Raw genomic sequence first — 17,286 nt, 5'->3', positions numbered from 1 at the left:
AGAAGGAAAGAACTTCATCCGCTGAAAGTGAATGAGGCGAAGTACTCCAGCGCTCATCGCGCTATTCCTCTGAGCAACGAGTCTTTTCGTCGTACCTCCTGATCGTCGGATTCCGCCAGATTCATTTCGTTTGAAAAGCCGTTTCGTATGACGTGAGGTTCTCCGAAAGACGCGCTTTTTGACCGACGACCCGGGAAGACCATCACGTTCGCGCAATTGAATCGTTGCGCAACCAGGACTGCCAGGGCCGACGCTTCGCGCGCCGCGCCGGCTCGCAAATGACCGCGACGTTCGCTCCGTCTCCCCACGCGCCTCGCGCGAAGAGCCGGACGGGTGTCCACCAACGCATGGCTGACAGATCGATGAAACCTCGCTTACTCCTCCTCTCCACGCTTTCCCTCGCGCTCGCCGCATGCGGCGGCGGTAGCGGCGACAGTGCCAGCGGCGCCGCGGCCACGCAGGCGAATGGCACCAACGGCACCAGCGGCAGCACGAGCAGCGGCTCGACCGCGCTGAACGCCGCGGGCAAATCCACCGCGAAGCTGAGTTGCGCGTCGCCGGTCACGTCGGCGGGCTCGGGCAGCGCGACGATCGCCGCGGATACGCCCAGCGCGGACGGCACGCGCATCTTCGCCCAAGGCGCCGCTTTCCAGCTTGCCTTCACCACCAACGCGCCGAGCGCGGACACGCTGAACTGGGCCGTCACGGACACGCTCGGCAAGGTCGCGGCAAGCGGCAGCACGGGCGTGGCGAGCGGCCAGAAAACCATCACGTTCAATTGCACGTCGACGCTGGCCGGCTATTTCGCGGCGACCGGCACGCTCGCGCAAAACGGCGGGCAGTTGCCGCAAGCCGGCACGCGTCCGGTCGGCATTGCGACCTTCGGCGTGACGCCGAATCTTTCCGGCATCGTTCCCATCGTCACCTATGCGCGCCAGGAGCAGCACCGTTTCGGCATGCAGGGCGCGAACGGCAACGGTCCGCTGCTTGCCGCCCTGGGCATTTCGTCGACCATCGACGATCGCCAGCTCTCGACGATGGAGCCGAACGGTCCGAACACGTTCAACCCGTCGGCCGGCAACCTCGACGCGTTCTACAAGTCCGGCAACGTGATGCGCCTGATCCGTCTCGATGGGATTCCCGCGTGGGCGAGCAGCACCGGCGCGTTCCAGGACGACACGCGACTGCCGACCGACCTGTCGTACTACCAGAGCTACATGGGCCGCGTCGGCACCGAGTCGAACGCGATTCGCGCGGCGTACTTCCCGAGCCAGTCGGCGAACTACTATCAGGTGACGTGGGAGCCGAACCAGATGTGGACCGACACCGACGCGAACTTCGTCGCGTTGTACAAGGCGGTCCACGAGGGCATTCACTCGACCGATCCGCACGCCGTGGTGATGGGTCCGACCGATGCGTTCCCGAGCCTGACCACGACGCGCCTGAAGCGCCTCGCGTCGCTCGGCTTCGGTCAGTACATCGACGCGGTGGCCACGCACGGCTACTACGACGCGGGCACCTCGCCGTCGCATCCGCCCGAGCGCTACGACGCCGATCCCGCCACCGCCGACGGTTCGCTGCGCGGCCAGATGCGCAATCTGCGCGCGGAAATGGCCAGCGACTATCGCCCGGGCATGAAGCTGTTCTCGACGGAAGCCGGCATCAGCTACGACCTCGGCAGCGCGTATGGCCCGAACTATCCGAGCGCGAACGTGCTGTACGCGCAAGCCGCGGTGGCCGCGCGCATGCACATCATCACGCTCGGCGAAGGCGCGGATCAGACCTACGTGTTCTATGGCGCGGATTATCCGAACGAGGTCGGCTACGGCACGTTCTTCGATCTCGCCGATGCGCAGGGCGCATTCGGCGCGTCGAACATCAGCCCGAAGCCGGTCGCGATGGCGATCAGCGCGATGACGCATACGCTCGACGGCACCACCACGCTCGGCCCCGTGAACGGCACGCCGACCGGCGTCTACGCCTATGCGTTCCAGCAAGTGGGCAACGGCGCGGTGATCACCGCCTTATGGGCGCACAACAACAGCGTCTGGAACGCGAGCGCGGGTTTCAGCTCGACCTATAGCGTGTCGTACAGCTTCACCGTGGACGCGCCGGGCACGAGCGGCACCGTGAAGGTGGTCGACATGATGGGCAATGCGACGAGCGCGAACTACAGCAACGGCGTGCTCACGCTGAACCTGACCGAATCGCCGGTGTATGTCGTGTCGAACAATGCGTCGGTCGCGAAGGCCAACGCAACGGTTCCGGTGGGGTACGTCGGGATTTAACCCCGCGCTTCGCTTCAGCGGACGCAAAAACGTCAGCCGGCTCCAGGGCCGGCTGACGTTTTTTCCGGGGTCGCGCACGCGGGGCGGTGAACGCATCGGCGAAAAGGCAAAAACCCCGGCACACACGACAAAATCAGCGCACACTACCTAATTGCTTCCACGTGGAGCGAAAATAAGCCAATTGGGAGTCCATCATGGCAAAAGGTCAAATGCGTAGTAACCGGGAAGTCAAGAAACCGAAGCAACCGAAGAAACCCCAACCCGCCACGTCGCCTTCGGGCGCGCCGCCGATCCGCGTGGCGCCTAGCACGTCGGCCACTCAGAAGAAACACTAAAAAGCGCAAGCCCGCCCCGCAGGGCGGGCTCTCGCCGTCAGCCGTCAGCCGGCATCTGCTTCCACTTTCAGTTCCATTTTGCGTTCGTCGACCAGGGACGCAGCTTCGCTCACAATGGCGCACGCGCCCGCACTCCGGCGCGAACCGCGGCCGAAGCACGGCAAATCAGAACAACCAGGCAGGAAGGATTGCCCATGTCCACCACCAGTCTTTTTCTCACCGCCGCGGGCGTCGGCCTCGCGATTGCAGCGCCGGTCGGCCCGATGGGCATGCTGTGCATCCGCCGCACGCTGACCGGCGGTCCGCGCGCGGGGCTTGCGATCGGCTTCGGCATCGCGACCGGCGATGCGGTCTACGGCTTGATCGCGGCGCTCGGCCTCGTCGGCATCTCGCAGTTCATGCTCGCCTATGACCGGCCTCTGCATCTGCTCGCGGGTCTCTTTCTGCTTTATCTCGGCGTACGCACGTTGCTGCAAAAATCCCCCGTCGACGCGACGAACGGCAACGGCGAGAGCAGCAACGGCGGCACCGGCCAGCTCGCGCAGATCGGCCGCGCCGGCGCGCTGCGCGCCTATGCGAGTTCGTTGCTGCTCACGCTGACCAATCCGCAAACCGTCATCATGTTCGCCGCGCTGTTCACCACGCTCGCGCCGCGCGGCGCGTTTTCATCGAGCATCGCGCTCACCACGGTGGGCGGCGTGTTTTGCGGCTCGATCGCGTGGTGGTGTTTCCTCGTGACCGTGGTGTCGTTCGCGCGCCATGCGATCGGCAGCAAGCTGCGCGTCGCGATCGACAAGGCGGTCGGGCTCACGCTCGCGGCCTTCGGCATCGTCGAGATTCGCCGCGCGCTTTGAGCGGAGCGCGTGCGGATGCGCCGCCGACGTTAGCGGCGCAAGACGACGCGCCATCGCGCTCCTTGCACGCCTCGTGCGAGTCCGGCATGGGCCGTGACGGCGCTTCGTACAGACACCCGGCATAGCCGTCACGGTGTTTCCACACGCAAGCGCGGCGGTTTTGCGACAATAGCGCCTTTCGCCGCGCCGCGGCGGGCCTTCCGCCGGCATCCGCCGAGCGTGCAAGGCATGCACGCGCCGGCCTTGGCGCCTAACTGTCCAACCCACCCGACCGTCCGCGGTCCGCTCAATGGCTCTTCCCCATATCGATCTGCTGTACTCCGTCTCCGGCCTGTTCGTCGGCTTTCTGGTCGGACTGACGGGCGTCGGCGGCGGCTCGCTGATGACGCCGATCCTCGTTCTGCTGTTCAACGTGCATCCGGCCACCGCGGTCGGCACCGACTTGCTGTACGCGTCCGCCACCAAGGCGACCGGCACGCTGGTGCACGGCCTGAAAGGCTCGATCGACTGGCAGGTCACGCTGCGCCTCGCGGCCGGCAGCGTACCCGCCGCCACGCTCACGCTGATCCTGCTGCATCGTTATGGCATGGATACGCCGGGCGCGAGCCGGCTGATCCAGATCGTGCTCGGCGTGGCGCTGCTGATCACGGCGGTGGCGCTGGTGTTCCGTCCGCAACTCGCGGCGCTCGGCGCGCTCCGCCAGCGCACACCCACCCAGGGGCGCACCCTCGTCCTCACGATGGTGACGGGCGCGGTGCTCGGCGTGCTGGTGTCGCTGACTTCGGTGGGCGCGGGGGCCATCGGCGTGACGGTGTTGCTGCTGCTGTATCCGTTGCTGCCGACCACGCGCATCGTCGGCTCCGACATCGCGCATGCGGTGCCGCTCACGCTGCTGGCGGGCACGGGCCATTGGCTGCTGGGTTCGGTCGACTGGTCGATGCTGCTCTCGCTGCTGGTGGGCTCACTGCCGGGCATCGCGATCGGCAGCTACCTGTCGGCGCGCGCGCCGGATGCGCTGCTGCGCAATCTGCTCGCCGCCACGCTGACGCTGGTCGGCGTGCGGCTCGTGCTGGCTTGATGGTCGATGCGGCCGGCGGGATAGCGCGCCTCATCTACTGATGTTGCGAGCGCACCAAAGCACAGTCGATACGACTGCCCCTGCCGGCAGCGCGGCTACGGCTACTTGAAGAACCTGCAGTTCAGATCGGCCTCGAACTGCCGGATCCATTGACCATGACGGTCGTGATAGGACTGCGCCCAACCGCCGCGCCGCACCGTGATGAGTCGCTCGTGCGCGGCATCGGCCGGGTCCATGCAGACGCTGATGTCGAAGTGCGCCGGCGCAAAACCGTGCCGGGCGCACACCAGTTCGAAAGCCGCCCGATCGCCGATCGGCAAATCGGTGTAGCGCAAAAGCGTGGATTCCATGGCGTTGACTCCGGTTCCCATCCATCACACTACGCTTCAAGCCGCGTCAATTGTGTGTCATAGCGTACGGACGACGGCGGCGACGCCCGCTCGCGGCGGCCGCGATTCATGCCGTGTGACCCATCATCACCGCTTCAAAAATCCGCGCGGGAAAATAAAAAAGGCCCCGGCATTTTTCGCCGGAGCCCTGGTCTTGCCGCGCATCACGCTGGCGCACGACGGGATGAAACCGCGTGCGCGGCAGCCGATACACACATGCCGCATACGACGCCAGCGCGGTTCAAGCCCGCACGAATGCGGCTGTCATCGCGCCCGCTCGATGCTCCCGCGTGATGCTCGCGCGCCGACGCGGCCCGCTTACTGCTGCATGACGTTCAGCTTGTTCGATACCGACGTCACGCCGGGGACGCTCTTGGCGGCTTCGCCGGCGGCGTCGATCTGGCCTTGGTCGGGCACCGAGCCCGTCAGCGTCACGGCGCCGCCGCGAGCACGCACGGAGATGCTCGACACGTCGACGCCTTGCACCTTGCCAATCGCGGCGCGCACCTTGCGGCCGAGCTGGCTATTCGCCTTCTTGGTGGACTTGGCGCTGGCAGCCGGTGCCGCGGTCGTGCCGGTTGCCGATGCATCGCTTGCCTGAGCGTACACGTTGCACGCCACCACCATCGCCACCACCGAGCCCAGCGTTTTCAGAAAACCGACCGATTTCATAGCTCTCTTCTCCTTAGCTTCACATTGGACCGCCTATACAAGCGGCTTCGTTACGACTACCGGCGACCGTTCGCGCGGCGCGACAAGGCGCGGCGACGGCCGACTGAGGCGGCGACACGGTGTGCGAGAGGCGAGAGAGGCCGGCTGCCATTACCGCATGCGACGGCTGCATGCGATGCGGCACGGGCGCCGGCAAGCCGCGAAGTCCGCCGACGCGCCCGGTTCTTGTGTGTCGTGCCGGGTCGCGCCGCGCAAACGTGTGTTCGCGGCAGCGAACGACAATTTAATCCAGGCGGGCAAGAAGCGCAAAGGGTTTAGTCATGCGCGAGACGCGCGGCGGGTGCGGCTCGCGGGCCGATTGTCCGTCGATTCAGCCTCGCTTACCCACGATTCGAGCAATCGTTCACGCGGCATTCATGCGCCGTACATGCGCCATTCACGTTTTGTTACGGGTTTCTCGGCGGCATCGACGCCGCGCTTTTCGCCGCCGCATGAATCTCGGGTACCATCGGGCGCGTCGCGCGCCGCCGCGCGGTTTGCCCGGCGTTCGCGGCAGCCGGCCCTGGCATGGCGCGTGCGTTTTCGTTCAGTCGTGCGCCACGAAGCGCCGTCAACCTGTGTCCTTTCGAGCGTAGCCGTCACGTCATCCGATGAAGCCCGCCACCGGCCGCAAAGGCCCTCCCCGTCTCGTTGCCCGTTTCGTCGCGATCTCCTGGCGCGATCTGGCCGTCTCGTTCGGGCCGATTCTGCTGATCGCCGTCGCGGCCATCTGGGTCGCCGTGCGGCTGATCCAGCCCGCCCCGCCCAGCACGCTGACGATCAGCGCCGGCCCCGAAGGCAGCACCTTCTGGACCGCGGCGCAAAAGTACAAAGAGATCCTGGCGCGCAACCGCATCACGCTGAACGTGCTGCCTTCGGAAGGCTCGCTGCAGAATCTCAAGCGGCTTTCGGACCCGAACTCGGATGTCGACGTCGGCTTCGTGCAGGACGGCGTCGCGCCGGCCCAGGCGAGCGGCGGCCTGATGTCGCTCGGCAGCGTGGCGTATGTGCCGCTGGCGATCTTCTATCACGGTCCGACGATCGCGCGGCTCGCCGAATTCAAGGGTCAGCGGCTCGCCGTCGGCGCCGAGGGGAGCGGCACGCGTGAGCTCGCGCTCGCGCTGCTCAAGGCCAACGGCATCGCGCCGGGCGGCTCGACCAAACTGCTGCCGCTCTCAGGCGACGACGCCGCCGAGGCGCTCGTCTCCGGCAAGGTCGACGCGGCATTTCTGGCTGGCGACTCGGCGCAACCGGCGGTGATGGGCAAGCTCTACCGCACGCCGAACGTGCAGTTCTACGACTTCACGCAGGCCACTGCCTACACGCGCCGCTTTCCCTATCTGACCGAACTCACGATGCCGATGGGCGCGTTCGACCTGGGCAAGAACCTGCCGTCCGCGCCGATTCATCTGGTGGCGCCGACCGCTGAACTGGTGGCGCGCGACTCGCTGCACCCCGCGCTCTCGGATCTGCTGATCGAAGCCGCGCGCGAGGTGCACGGCAAGGCCAACATCATGCAGCGCGCCGGCGAATTTCCCGCGCCGCTCGCGCACGACTTCCCGATCAGCGACGACGCCGCGCGCTACTACAAGTCGGGCAAGAGCTTCCTCTACCGGATCTTGCCGTTCTGGCTCGCGAGTCTCGCCGACCGTCTGCTGGTGGTCGTGGTGCCGCTGATCGTGTTGCTGATTCCGGCGCTGCGGCTCGTGCCGTCGCTGTATGCGTGGCGGGTCAAGTCGCGGATCTATCGGTGGTACGGCGCGCTGATCGCGATCGAGCGCAGCGCGCTCAGCGAATATTCGGCCGCCGAGCGCGCGTCGCTGATCGAACGGCTGGACGCGATCGAGGAGTCGGTCAATGGTCTGAAGATGCCGCTCGCTTACGCCGATCAGTTCTATGTGCTGCGCGAGCATATCGGCTTCGTGCGCGCGCGGCTCACGCAAAGCCGCGATATTCAGCGCGACGCGCCGGACGAGAAAGACGCCGGCTCTCCGCCGCCGACACCGCCCACGCCGTCCGCGGCGAACGAAGCGGCCGAAATCGGCGAGACGCCCGAAGACACCGGTCGCAAACCCTAGTGACCGGTGCAAGCAGCGAGCGCACCGCGTAAGATCATTACAATTCCGACAATCCAGCAGACGCACCGTTCTGAAAAGCAATCCGGGAGACATTCATGACCGTTGGCATCGACGCCAGGCAGCCGCTGTGGTTCTACGATTTTGTCTCGCCGTTTACCTATCTGTTGCTCGAGCAACACGATAAATGGCCGGGCTTCGACTTCGTGTTCACGCCGATCGTGCTGAACGACCTGTATCGCCACTGGGGCCAGTTGCCGGCCTACAGCGTGCCCGCCAAGCGCATCTTCATGTATCGCCACGCGCTGTTTCGCGCGGAGCAACTCGGCATTCCCTACAAGATGCCGCCGGCTCATCCGTTCGATTCGACCAAGCCGCTGCTGCTCGCCACCGCGGCGAATGGCGACATCGCCTTCGTGCGCGAGATTTTCCGCTTCATCTGGCGTGAAGGGCGTGATCCGTCGAGCGACGAGGCATTCGCCGAGTTGTGCGAGCGCGTCGGCATGCCCGACGGGCCCGAACTCATCAAGAGCGAGGAAGTGAAGGCGCAATTGCAGCGCAACACGGCGGACGCGATCAGCCTGGGCGTCTACGGCGTGCCCACCTTCCGTCTGAACGAGCAGTTGTTCTGGGGTGAGGACGCGTTGCCGATGGTGCTGTACTGCGCGCGCACGCCGAACTGGCTCGACTCGGCGGAAGTGAAGCGAATCAGTTTGCTGCCCTCGGGCCTCCCGAACAACTGAGCGCGGGGCAGAGGTCGGCCCTGGTTCGAGGCGGCGCGCCGAAGACGCACTTGCGCGCCACGCGGTGCGCAACAGACTGCGGCGATCAGCATGCCCCGCCGTGGAATTTCCTCGATCCGCGCGAGCTAATGTGCGCAGCCGTGGCGTCGCAAAGGCGCGGCTGATGCCGGCCATACCGCGCCTGCTATGGCCGCCACACCGCAAACGGGCCTAAGGTAATAACCTTTGCGCCCCGCTACGCGAGTGGTGGTGCGCGAGCGGTTCCGTAAGCACGCTTTGTCCGCGCCCGATCCGCTCGCACCGCCTCGCCTGAACCATGGACGACACCGCCGCCTCCCTCGATATCTGGCTCGTGCGCGTGCTGCGCACGCTGCTGGTCGAGCGCAGCGTCACGCAGACCGCGCTGCGTCTGAATCAGACCCAGCCCGCCATCAGCACCGCGCTGCGCAAACTGCGCGAGACGCTGAACGACCCGATCCTCGTGCGCGGCAAATCGGGCATGGTGCCGACCGAATACGGCGAATCGCTGCTGGCCTCCGCGCAACGCGTGCTGCGCGAAGTGGATTTCGTCGCGACGCCGCACGGCGACTTCGATCCGGGCCGTTCGCGCCGCACCTTTCGCGTGGCCGCGCCGGATTATCTGAACGACTTTTTCATGCCGACGGTGATCGCGCGGTTTCGCGAGTCCGCGCCGCATGCGCGGCTCGAAATCGATTCGCTGAGCCCGATGCTCGATCATTCCGCGGCGCTCGAGGCCGGCGAACTCGACCTGGTGATCGGCAACTGGCCGAAGCCCGATCCGCGTTTCGAGCGCAGCGATCTGTTCGCGGATACGGTGGTGTGCCTGATGCGCGCCGATCATCCGCTGACCCGCGCGCCGTTGACGCGCGAAGCGTATCTCGCGGCGCCGCATCTTGCGCCCACGCCCTACAGCGGCGCGCGCGGCGGCGCCATCGACATTGGTTTCGCGCGGGCGCGCGCCGAGCGGCGCATCGTCGCCACGCTGCCCTACTTCGGCCTCGTGCCGCAAACCCTGCTGCAATCGGATCTGATCTTCACGACCACGCGGCGTTTCGCGACGCACTATGCAAGCATCCTGCCGCTCGCGGTTGTGGAGGTGCCGATTCCGTTTCCGCGCATCAAGTGCTATCAGATGTGGCATCCGCAGCCGGACAGGCCGAGCGACATCGGCTGGTTGCGCGCGCTGATGTCGCAGGTGTCCGATGGGCTGGTCGCGCAGAAGGTGCGGCGCGTGAAGCGGGCGGGCACGAAGGCAACGTCAGGCGGATAGGGCCGACGTTTTGGTTCGGAGGTAGGCGCTGGATGTCGGGCGCGTTGCTTCGACTGCGTTGCTTCGACTGCGTTGCTTCGACTGCGTTGCATGAGGCGTGGCCCCGCCGCGCTCACCCGCTCGCGCAAAGCACCCGCGTCACCGCTTGTGCCGCTGCCCGCCGCGCCCGCACCTGCAACAACTCCGCGCACACTGCCACCGCGATCGCCGGGGGCGCCTTATCGACGATGCCGGCCACGCCGATCGGACACGTCATCTCCACGAGCCGCTCCCGAGCCACGCCGCGCTCGAGCAAACGCCGCTCGAATTTCACGCGCTTGGTCTTCGAACCGATCATGCCGAAGTAGCTGAAGTCGCGCCGCCGCATGATGCGTTCGGCCAGCGAAAAATCGAGCGCGTGGCGATGCGTCATCACGAGGAAGTAGGCACCGGGCGGCGCGGTGTCGACGATTGCATCGGGCGTGTCCGTCGCTTCGATCTGCACGTTGGCGGGCGTTTCGTCGGGAAACAGTTCGTCGCGCTCGTCGACCCACTGCACGACACACGGCAGGCTGCCGAGCAACGTGACGAGCGCATGGCCGACATGCCCCGCGCCGAACAGCACGATATGCAGCGGCGCCGGACGCGGCGCTTGCAGTGCGCCGCGCCGGCCGGTCCGAACGGACGGCAACTCGTTCATGGCGATCATTCCAGTTGGGTTCGAGTCGTGCATCATGGCCGCGCTTGCGTTCAAAGTTTACTGCCGCGCCGCCGCGCGCGCCGCCCGCACCGCGCCGACTGCCTTGAGGATTTCCTCGCTCGTCGCGGGCGCGTTCAGCGGCGGATTGACCGTGTGATCGCCGACCGCCGAAATAGCGTCGCGAATCGCAAAGAATACCGAGAACGGCAGCAGCAGCGGCGGCTCGCCGGTCGCCTTCGAACGATGGATGCTGTCCTCCGCATTGCGGTTAGCGAACAACCGCACATTGAAGACCGGCGGCGTATCGTTCACGGTCGGAATCTTGTAAGTGGACGGCGCGTGCGTCATCAGCTTGCCGTCCGCGTTCCACCACAGTTCCTCGGTGGTGAGCCAGCCCATGCCCTGAATGAACGCGCCTTCCACCTGGCCGACATCGAGCGCGGGGTTCAGCGACGCGCCCACGTCATGCAGCGCGTCCGCGCGCAGCACGCGCATTTCGCCGGTCAGCGTGTCGATCACCACTTCGGAGACGGCCGCGCCGTAAGAGTAGTAGTAGAACGGCCGGCCTTGCAGCTTCGCCTGGTCCCAATGGAGCTTCGGCGTCGCGTAGAAGCCGTCCGACCACAACTGGATGCGCGCGAGGTAGGCCTTGGCGATCACGTCCTCGAACGGCACCACCGTCTCGCCGACGATCACGCGATCGTGCGCGAACCGCACGTCGGCGGCGCTCACCCGCCCCGCGCCGAAACGCTCGGCGGCGAATGCCGACAAACGTTCGCGCAACTGGCGCGCCGCATCCTGAGCCGCCTTGCCGTTCAGATCGGAACCGGTCGATGCGGCCGTCGCCGATGTATTGGCGACCTTGCTGGTGTCGGTCGCCGTGACGCGAATGCGCTTGAAGCCGACGCCCAGTTCATGCGCGACCACCTGCGCGACCTTCGTGTTCAAGCCCTGGCCCATTTCGGTGCCGCCGTGATTCACCAGCACCGAGCCATCGGTGTAGATGTGCACGAGCGCGCCGGCCTGGTTGAAGTGCGTCACGTTGAACGCGATGCCGAACTTGACCGGCGTGAGCGCGAGCCCCTTTTTCAGCACGTCGTTGTTCGCATTGAAGTCGTCGATCGCCGCGCGGCGCGCGCGGTATTCGCTGGTCGTTTCGAGTTCGTCGATCAGTTCGTGAATCACGTTGTCCTCGACGATCTGGCCATACGGCGTCTGATTGCGCTCGGTCTTGCCGTACAGATTGCGGCGGCGCACGTCGAGCGCGTCCGCGCCGAGCGAACGCGCGACGTTGTCCATGATGTATTCGATCGCGAACGCGCCTTGCGGACCGCCGAAGCCGCGGAACGCGGTGTTCGACTGCGTATTGGTCTTGCCGCAGAAGCCGTCGATGGTCACGTCCGACAGCCAGTACGCGTTATCGAAGTGGCACAGCGCGCGCGTCATCACCGGACCCGACAGGTCGGCGGAAAAACCGCAGCGCGAGGTCATGTCGACGCTCACGCCGTCGATCACGCCGTGCTCGTCGTAGCCCACTTCATACGCGTAGTGAAAGTCGTGCCGCTTGCCGGTGACCATCATGTCGTCGTCGCGATCGGGGCGCAGCTTCACGGGGCACAGCAGCTTCCATGCGGCGAGCGCCGCGCAGCACGCGAACAGGCCCGATTGCGATTCCTTGCCGCCGAACGCGCCGCCCATCCGCCGGCATTCGATCAGCACGTTATGCGACGCCACGCCCAGGGCGTGCGCGACCAGGTGCTGCATCTCGGTGGGATGCTGGGTCGAACAGTAGACGTGCATGCCGTCGTCGTCCTTCGGCACCGCGTAGGCAATCTGGCCTTCCAGATAGAACTGCTCCTGACCGCCGAGCAGCATCTCGCCGGCATCGCGATGCGCGGCGCGGGCGATCTTCGCGGCTGCCGCGCCGCGCGCGAGTTTCATCGGCGGCAGCACGGACTGGTTGGCGGCGCGCGCCTGCCGCGCGGTGAGAATCGCGGGCAATTCCTCGTAGACGACTTCAGCCCGGCGCGCCGCGAGACGCGCGGTTTCATGCGACGTCGCGACCACGATGAAGATCGGCTGGCCGACGTATTGCACGACACCGTCCGCGAGAATCGGATCGTCGCCGTGGATGATCGGGCCGACGTCGTTGGCGCCGGGAATGTCGCCGGCGGTGAAGATCGCGACCACGCCGGGCGTGGCGCGCACTGCGTCGAACGACATCGACACGAGCCTCGCGTGCGCTTTCGACGACAGGCCGAGCGCGGCGTGCAACGTGCCGGCGAGCGTCGGTATGTCGTCGGTGTAAGTGGCGCGGCCGCTCACATGCAAATGCGCGGATTCATGCGGACGCGAGACGTGGACCTGAGTGAAGTTTTCCTGATCCTGAAGATCTTTCAGGAACGGCTCGGCATGCTGGTTCATTGTCGTGTTCTCCGTAGGCTCGCGGCGTATCAGGCGTTCGCGCACGCCGCGGCGACCGCGCGCACATCCAGCGCGCTTTTCGGCAGCGGATCGTTCGGACGCGTTTCGAGCCAGAAGCGATACAGCGTGTTCTTCGCCGCTTCGAGGCGGTAGTGGCTGGTCGCGCGCATGTCGGAGAGCGGCGCGTAGTCGTTGCCGAGCGCGAGCATCGCGGCCTGCGCGGTGGCCTCGTGCCAGTCGGCGTCGCGCAAAACGGCTTCGGCGTGCGTCGCGCGTTTGGGCGTGGCGGCCATGCCGCCGAATGCGATGCGCGGCTCGCGGATCACGTTGCCGTCCGCGATGAAGGAGAACGCGGCGCAGACGGCCGAGATGTCGGAATCGAAACGCTTCGAGAGTTTGTAGGTGCGAAAGTGCAGGTTCTTGCGCGCGCCGGTGCGCGTCGGCACTTTCAGCCCGACCACGAATTCGTGCTCCGCCATGGCCTTCTTCTGATACGCGAGGTACAGGTCTTCGAGCGGCATCTCGCGTTCGATCTCGCCGCCGCGCACGATCACGCGCGCGCCGAGCGCGATCAGGCCGGGCATCGAATCGCCGATCGGCGAACCATTCGCGATGTTGCCGCCGAGCGTGCCCGCATTGCGGATCGGCAGCGACGCGAAGCGCAGCCACATTTCGGTAAGTTCGGGGTAGTGCCTCGCGAGTTCCGCATACGCCTTTTCGACGGTCACGCCCGCGCCGATCGCGATCCAGTCGTCATTCGTTTCGAGCTTCTGCAATGCGGCGATCTGGCCCACGTAGACGACGTTGCCGAGTTCGCGCATCTGCTTGGTGACCCACAGGCCGATGTCCGTGCTGCCCGCGAGAATGCGCGCGGCCGGTTCGGCTTGCTTGATCTTCGCGAGCGCTTCGACGGTGCGCGGCGCATTGAACTGCTGGCCGGCGTGCTGATAGTGGAAGGTGTCGACGCGCTCGAGCGTGGCGAGCGTTCCGGCGAGCGCGCCGATGTCGAGCGGCGCTTTCGGCGCGGGCGCTTCGAACATCCGTACGGCCGCGTCGACGATCGGACGGTAGCCCGTGCAGCGGCACAGGTTGCCGGTGAGCGCGTTGCCGATCGCTTCGCGCGACGGCACGGTTTTGTTCGCGCAGCCGTGTTCGTGGCCGTGCTTTTCGTACAGCGACCACATCGACATGACGAAGCCCGGCGTGCAGAAACCGCACTGCGAGCCGTGGCACTCGACCAGCGCCTGCTGTACCGGATGCAGCGAGCCGTCCGGCTGGCGCAGGTCTTCGACGGTGAAGAGCGCGCGGCCGTCGAGCGTCGGCAGGAACTGGATGCAGGCGTTGACCGCCTTGAAGTCGACGCCGCCCGCCTCGTTGCGCTCGCCGATCACGACCGTGCAGGCGCCGCAGTCGCCTTCGGCGCAGCCTTCCTTGGTGCCGGTGCAATGGGCGTCCTCACGCAGATACTGCAGGACCGTGCGCGTGACGGGGGCGTCCTCGATCTCGCGGATCGCGTTGCGGTGGTAGAAGCGAATCGGCTCAGTCATGTCTCGTTGCTCTCGAAGGTGACGGTTCGAAAACTATCACCGTCAATAAAGGCAACCCATAGCGGGGGCCGCATGCGGGACATATCCGCGAGACGATAAAGAGACGGGTTCGAGTGGCGATTGGCTTATGTAGCAGCGGTAGTTTTGCCGCTCTTTTGCTGTCTACACGGCTAATCGGCCCTCATCCGCCCATGCCGAGGGCGGGAAAAGGACGTTTCATGGAGCCAAAATCGACCACTATGTGGATGTTGCGCCTGCCTTTGGTCCGACGAATTATTAAGCAACTCCTGCAAGAGAATCGGTTCCATGGGAAAATCACGCCTTCCCGCCGTTTTCAAGTCTCGTTTTCCCCATGTCCACCGACTCAGCGACACCTCGCAGCGAATTTGCGACGACCCTGCAGATCATTCCAGTCGTCTTTTTCACGTTTCTTTGCTACCTGACGATCGGCATTCCGCTGGCGGTGCTGCCCGGCTACGTCCACGACGACCTGGGTTACAGCGCCGTGCTCGCGGGCGCGGCGATCAGCGTGCAATACCTGGCGACGCTGGCCTCGCGGCCGTTGGCCGGCCGTTCGGCGGATACGCTGGGGCCGAAGCGCACGGTGTCGATCGGTTTGCTGGGTTGCGGCGCGAGCGGGATTCTGTTGTTGCTGGCGGTGTTGTGCGAGGGCTGGCCTGTGCTGAGCCTGGGGCTGCTGGTGTGCAGCCGCCTCGTGCTCGGATTCGGCGAAAGCCTGTGCGGCACGGGCGCGATTCTATGGGGCATCGGCCGGGTGGGCACGACCAACAATGCCCGGGTGATTTCGTGGAACGGCATCGCGACGTATGGCGCGCTCGCGGTCGGCGCGCCGCTCGGGGTCGCGATTGCGCATACGGTCGGCTTTGCCGCGCTGGGCATTCTGGTGATCGCGCTGGCGGCGCTCGGCTTCTATCTGGCCCGGCCGATGGCGCCGGTCCCCGTCGTGCATGGCGAGCGGATGTCGTACCGCAGCGTGTTCACGCGGGTGTTGCCGCACGGTATCGGGTTGGCGCTCGGGTCCGTCGGCTTCGGCTCGATCGCCACTTTCATCACGCTGTTCTATGCCGCGAAGAATTGGCCGAACGCGGCTTTGTCGCTGACGGTGTTCGGCACGCTGTTCATCGGCGCGCGTTTGTTGTTCGCCAACACGATCAAGACCTACGGCGGGTTTCGTGTGGCGATTGTTTCGTTCTCGTTTGAATGCGTCGGCTTGTTGATGCTGTGGCTGGCGCCTGAGCCGCATATCGCGCTGGCCGGGGCGGCGTTGACCGGCTTCGGATTCGCGCTGGTGTTTCCCTCGCTTGGGGTGGAGGCCGTCGGGCTTGTGCCGCCTGCTAGCCGTGGGGCGGCTCTGTCGGCTTATTCCGTGTTTCTCGATCTCTCGCTTGGGATTACCGGGCCGTTGGCCGGGTATATCGCCGGGGAGTTTGGGTATGGGTCGGTGTTTCTGTTTGCCGCGGTCGCGGCGGCTGCGGCTGCGGGGCTTTGTTGTTTGCTTTATTTGCGGAATGTTAAGGTGACTGATTTGCCTGCGGCGCTCTAACAGGCTGCTGAAATAAAGTCCGACAGAAGCAGCCTTTCTGCACTTACGCGGCTCTCGCCACAAGGTTTATCGCATTGTGCAATTTCAACGTGAATTCCACGCTTGTTCGGCAGTTTGAGGCCAATTTCTGGCTTCATTGCCGCGTTTTCGCTGCTACAGACGGACTTGTGTCAGTGAGCGCATGCGCACGAGGTTGTAGGCAGCCATGTTCAACACGAACATCTGGTCCACTTTCTTCAACCCGCGCACCACCACCTGGCGCATGCGCCCCACGGTCTTGGCCCACCCGAAGCCTTGTTCGATCAACTTGCGCTTTTGCTGCGAAATGGCGTAGCCCACGCTCGAGGCAATGGTATCGGGCACGGATGAACGCCGCCCCGAGGTGTTTTGCGCAACGTGCGGTGTGACCTTCATCTGCTGGCACGCCTCGATGAATTCCTGTGCGTCGTAACCCTTGTCTGCGCCCAGCGTGATTTCTGCGCTCGCATCTTCTGCCGCTTGCCGCGCGTCGTTGATCATGACCTTGGCCGCTTCGCGCTCGGCGTGCCCGTCAGCGCGCGTCACGCACGCGTTGACCACCAGACCATGTCGATTGTCGGTCAGCGTGTGGCCCATGTAACGCAATTCGCTGGCCGTATTGCCTTTGCGATAGAGCCGTGCATCGGGATCGGTCCGGGACTCATGCGTCTCGTTGCTGCGCTTCTCGCCTTTAAAGTCGCCTGCGTTGCCGCCGTCGCTGTCCTGATCGTCACTGTCCTTGGGCACGAAGCTCTTGTGCCCCGCCCACGCCTGGATCAGCGTGCCGTCCACGCTGAAGTGCTCTCCCGAGAGCAGGCACTTCTTCTCAGCGATCGCCACCACTTCGTTGAAGAATTCGATCACCGCATCATGCTTGATCAGGCGTTCGCGGTTCTTCGTGAAGACCGTCGGTACCCAAACCTCGTCATCCATCGCCAGGCCGATGAACCAGCGAAACAGCAGGTTGTATTGCACCTGATCCATCAATTGGCGCTCCGAGCGGATGCTGTAGAGCACCTGGATCAGCATGGCTCGCAGCAACTTCTCCGGCGCGATGCTCGGCCGCCCACCCTTGAGGTCGGCCTCGTACATCCCGGCAAACAACCGATCCATCTTCACCAGTGCTTCGTTCGCCATCACCCGGATCGAACGCAACGGATGCGACTTCGGAACGAAGTCGTCCAGCTTGCGCATGGAAAACAAACTCTCGGTGAATGTGTCGGCGCCGCGCATGATCTCCAAGGGGCAAGTGGGGGTCTTCCATCAACGCTTCAGGGGCCTTCAGCGATG

The 17,286-nt window shown here is 65.3% G+C and carries 13 protein-coding genes; 7 read left to right on the top strand and 6 right to left on the bottom strand.

The window, feature by feature from the left end:
• Positions 1-362 precede the first annotated feature (362 nt).
• From ACOCG7_RS33590 to ACOCG7_RS33580, 3 genes are all read left to right on the top strand, one after another.
• Entirely contained in the window at positions 363-2,288 is a 1,926-nt protein-coding gene (locus tag ACOCG7_RS33590; RefSeq protein ID WP_114161936.1) for a hypothetical protein, read from the top strand.
• A 529-nt stretch (positions 2,289-2,817) separates the two neighbouring features.
• Entirely contained in the window at positions 2,818-3,477 is a 660-nt protein-coding gene (locus ACOCG7_RS33585) for a LysE family translocator (protein ID WP_114161935.1), read from the top strand.
• 289 nt (positions 3,478-3,766) lie between these two features.
• The gene (locus ACOCG7_RS33580; RefSeq protein WP_114161934.1) at positions 3,767-4,555 is read left to right on the top strand and encodes a sulfite exporter TauE/SafE family protein; all 789 of its coding nucleotides are present in this window, start codon (positions 3,767-3,769) and stop codon (positions 4,553-4,555) included.
• 101 nt (positions 4,556-4,656) lie between these two features.
• Here the strand turns inward: ACOCG7_RS33580 and ACOCG7_RS33575 are convergent, their stop codons facing one another.
• A complete protein-coding gene (locus ACOCG7_RS33575; protein ID WP_073428154.1) occupies positions 4,657-4,905 on the bottom strand; it encodes a hypothetical protein in 249 nt (82 codons plus the stop codon).
• 357 nt (positions 4,906-5,262) lie between these two features.
• Positions 5,263-5,616 (bottom strand): BON domain-containing protein, encoded by a 354-nt coding sequence (locus tag ACOCG7_RS33570; protein WP_073428155.1) that lies wholly within the window; start codon positions 5,614-5,616, stop codon positions 5,263-5,265.
• 650 nt (positions 5,617-6,266) lie between these two features.
• On the opposite strand from ACOCG7_RS33570, the gene ACOCG7_RS33565 reads away from it, so the two are divergent.
• From ACOCG7_RS33565 to ACOCG7_RS33555, 3 genes are all read left to right on the top strand, one after another.
• Positions 6,267-7,733: a TAXI family TRAP transporter solute-binding subunit gene (locus ACOCG7_RS33565; RefSeq protein WP_114161933.1), complete on the top strand. Its 1,467-nt coding sequence runs from the start codon at positions 6,267-6,269 to the stop codon at positions 7,731-7,733.
• Positions 7,734-7,828: 95 nt separating this feature from the next.
• Complete coding sequence (locus ACOCG7_RS33560; RefSeq protein WP_114161932.1) at positions 7,829-8,473, top strand: 2-hydroxychromene-2-carboxylate isomerase; 645 nt, start codon at positions 7,829-7,831, stop codon at positions 8,471-8,473.
• Between the two features lie 316 nt (positions 8,474-8,789).
• A complete protein-coding gene (locus ACOCG7_RS33555; protein ID WP_083084507.1) occupies positions 8,790-9,764 on the top strand; it encodes a LysR substrate-binding domain-containing protein in 975 nt (324 codons plus the stop codon).
• A gap of 112 nt (positions 9,765-9,876) precedes the next feature.
• Here the strand turns inward: ACOCG7_RS33555 and xdhC are convergent, their stop codons facing one another.
• From xdhC to xdhA, 3 genes are read right to left on the bottom strand one after another with little or no spacing between them, the layout of a single operon-like run.
• Positions 9,877-10,443, bottom strand: coding sequence for a xanthine dehydrogenase accessory protein XdhC (xdhC, locus tag ACOCG7_RS33550; protein ID WP_114163420.1), 567 nt, complete (start codon positions 10,441-10,443; stop codon positions 9,877-9,879).
• A gap of 57 nt (positions 10,444-10,500) precedes the next feature.
• Positions 10,501-12,867: a xanthine dehydrogenase molybdopterin binding subunit gene (xdhB, locus tag ACOCG7_RS33545; protein ID WP_114161931.1), complete on the bottom strand. Its 2,367-nt coding sequence runs from the start codon at positions 12,865-12,867 to the stop codon at positions 10,501-10,503.
• A gap of 29 nt (positions 12,868-12,896) precedes the next feature.
• Positions 12,897-14,414, bottom strand: coding sequence for a xanthine dehydrogenase small subunit (gene xdhA / locus ACOCG7_RS33540; protein WP_114161930.1), 1,518 nt, complete (start codon positions 14,412-14,414; stop codon positions 12,897-12,899).
• A 352-nt stretch (positions 14,415-14,766) separates the two neighbouring features.
• Here xdhA and ACOCG7_RS33535 point away from each other — a divergent pair, with 352 nt between their 5' ends.
• Entirely contained in the window at positions 14,767-15,978 is a 1,212-nt protein-coding gene (locus tag ACOCG7_RS33535) for an MFS transporter (protein WP_114161929.1), read from the top strand.
• Between the two features lie 153 nt (positions 15,979-16,131).
• On the opposite strand, the gene ACOCG7_RS33530 is transcribed toward ACOCG7_RS33535, so the two are convergent.
• Positions 16,132-17,229 carry an IS5 family transposase gene (locus ACOCG7_RS33530; RefSeq protein ID WP_073432981.1) on the bottom strand — a complete coding sequence of 366 codons (1,098 nt, stop codon included), beginning with the start codon at positions 17,227-17,229 and terminating at the stop codon, positions 16,132-16,134.
• Positions 17,230-17,286: the final 57 nt, after the last annotated feature.

The sequence above is a fragment of the Paraburkholderia sp. DD10 genome (assembly GCF_049177125.1).
Classification (GTDB): domain Bacteria; phylum Pseudomonadota; class Gammaproteobacteria; order Burkholderiales; family Burkholderiaceae; genus Paraburkholderia; species Paraburkholderia terricola.
This window is presented reverse-complemented; position numbering and strand designations above follow the sequence as displayed.

Coding starts and splice junctions, on each gene's coding strand:
- ACOCG7_RS33590 (WP_114161936.1), top strand. CDS start 363: ATGAAACCTCGCTTACTCCTCCTCTCCACGCTTTCCCTCGCGCTCGCC.
- ACOCG7_RS33585 (WP_114161935.1), top strand. CDS start 2,818: ATGTCCACCACCAGTCTTTTTCTCACCGCCGCGGGCGTCGGCCTCGCG.
- ACOCG7_RS33580 (WP_114161934.1), top strand. CDS start 3,767: ATGGCTCTTCCCCATATCGATCTGCTGTACTCCGTCTCCGGCCTGTTC.
- ACOCG7_RS33575 (WP_073428154.1), bottom strand. CDS start 4,905: ATGGAATCCACGCTTTTGCGCTACACCGATTTGCCGATCGGCGATCGG.
- ACOCG7_RS33570 (WP_073428155.1), bottom strand. CDS start 5,616: ATGAAATCGGTCGGTTTTCTGAAAACGCTGGGCTCGGTGGTGGCGATG.
- ACOCG7_RS33565 (WP_114161933.1), top strand. CDS start 6,267: ATGAAGCCCGCCACCGGCCGCAAAGGCCCTCCCCGTCTCGTTGCCCGT.
- ACOCG7_RS33560 (WP_114161932.1), top strand. CDS start 7,829: ATGACCGTTGGCATCGACGCCAGGCAGCCGCTGTGGTTCTACGATTTT.
- ACOCG7_RS33555 (WP_083084507.1), top strand. CDS start 8,790: ATGGACGACACCGCCGCCTCCCTCGATATCTGGCTCGTGCGCGTGCTG.
- xdhC (WP_114163420.1), bottom strand. CDS start 10,443: ATGAACGAGTTGCCGTCCGTTCGGACCGGCCGGCGCGGCGCACTGCAA.
- xdhB (WP_114161931.1), bottom strand. CDS start 12,867: ATGAACCAGCATGCCGAGCCGTTCCTGAAAGATCTTCAGGATCAGGAA.
- xdhA (WP_114161930.1), bottom strand. CDS start 14,414: ATGACTGAGCCGATTCGCTTCTACCACCGCAACGCGATCCGCGAGATC.
- ACOCG7_RS33535 (WP_114161929.1), top strand. CDS start 14,767: ATGTCCACCGACTCAGCGACACCTCGCAGCGAATTTGCGACGACCCTG.
- ACOCG7_RS33530 (WP_073432981.1), bottom strand. CDS start 17,229: ATGCGCGGCGCCGACACATTCACCGAGAGTTTGTTTTCCATGCGCAAG.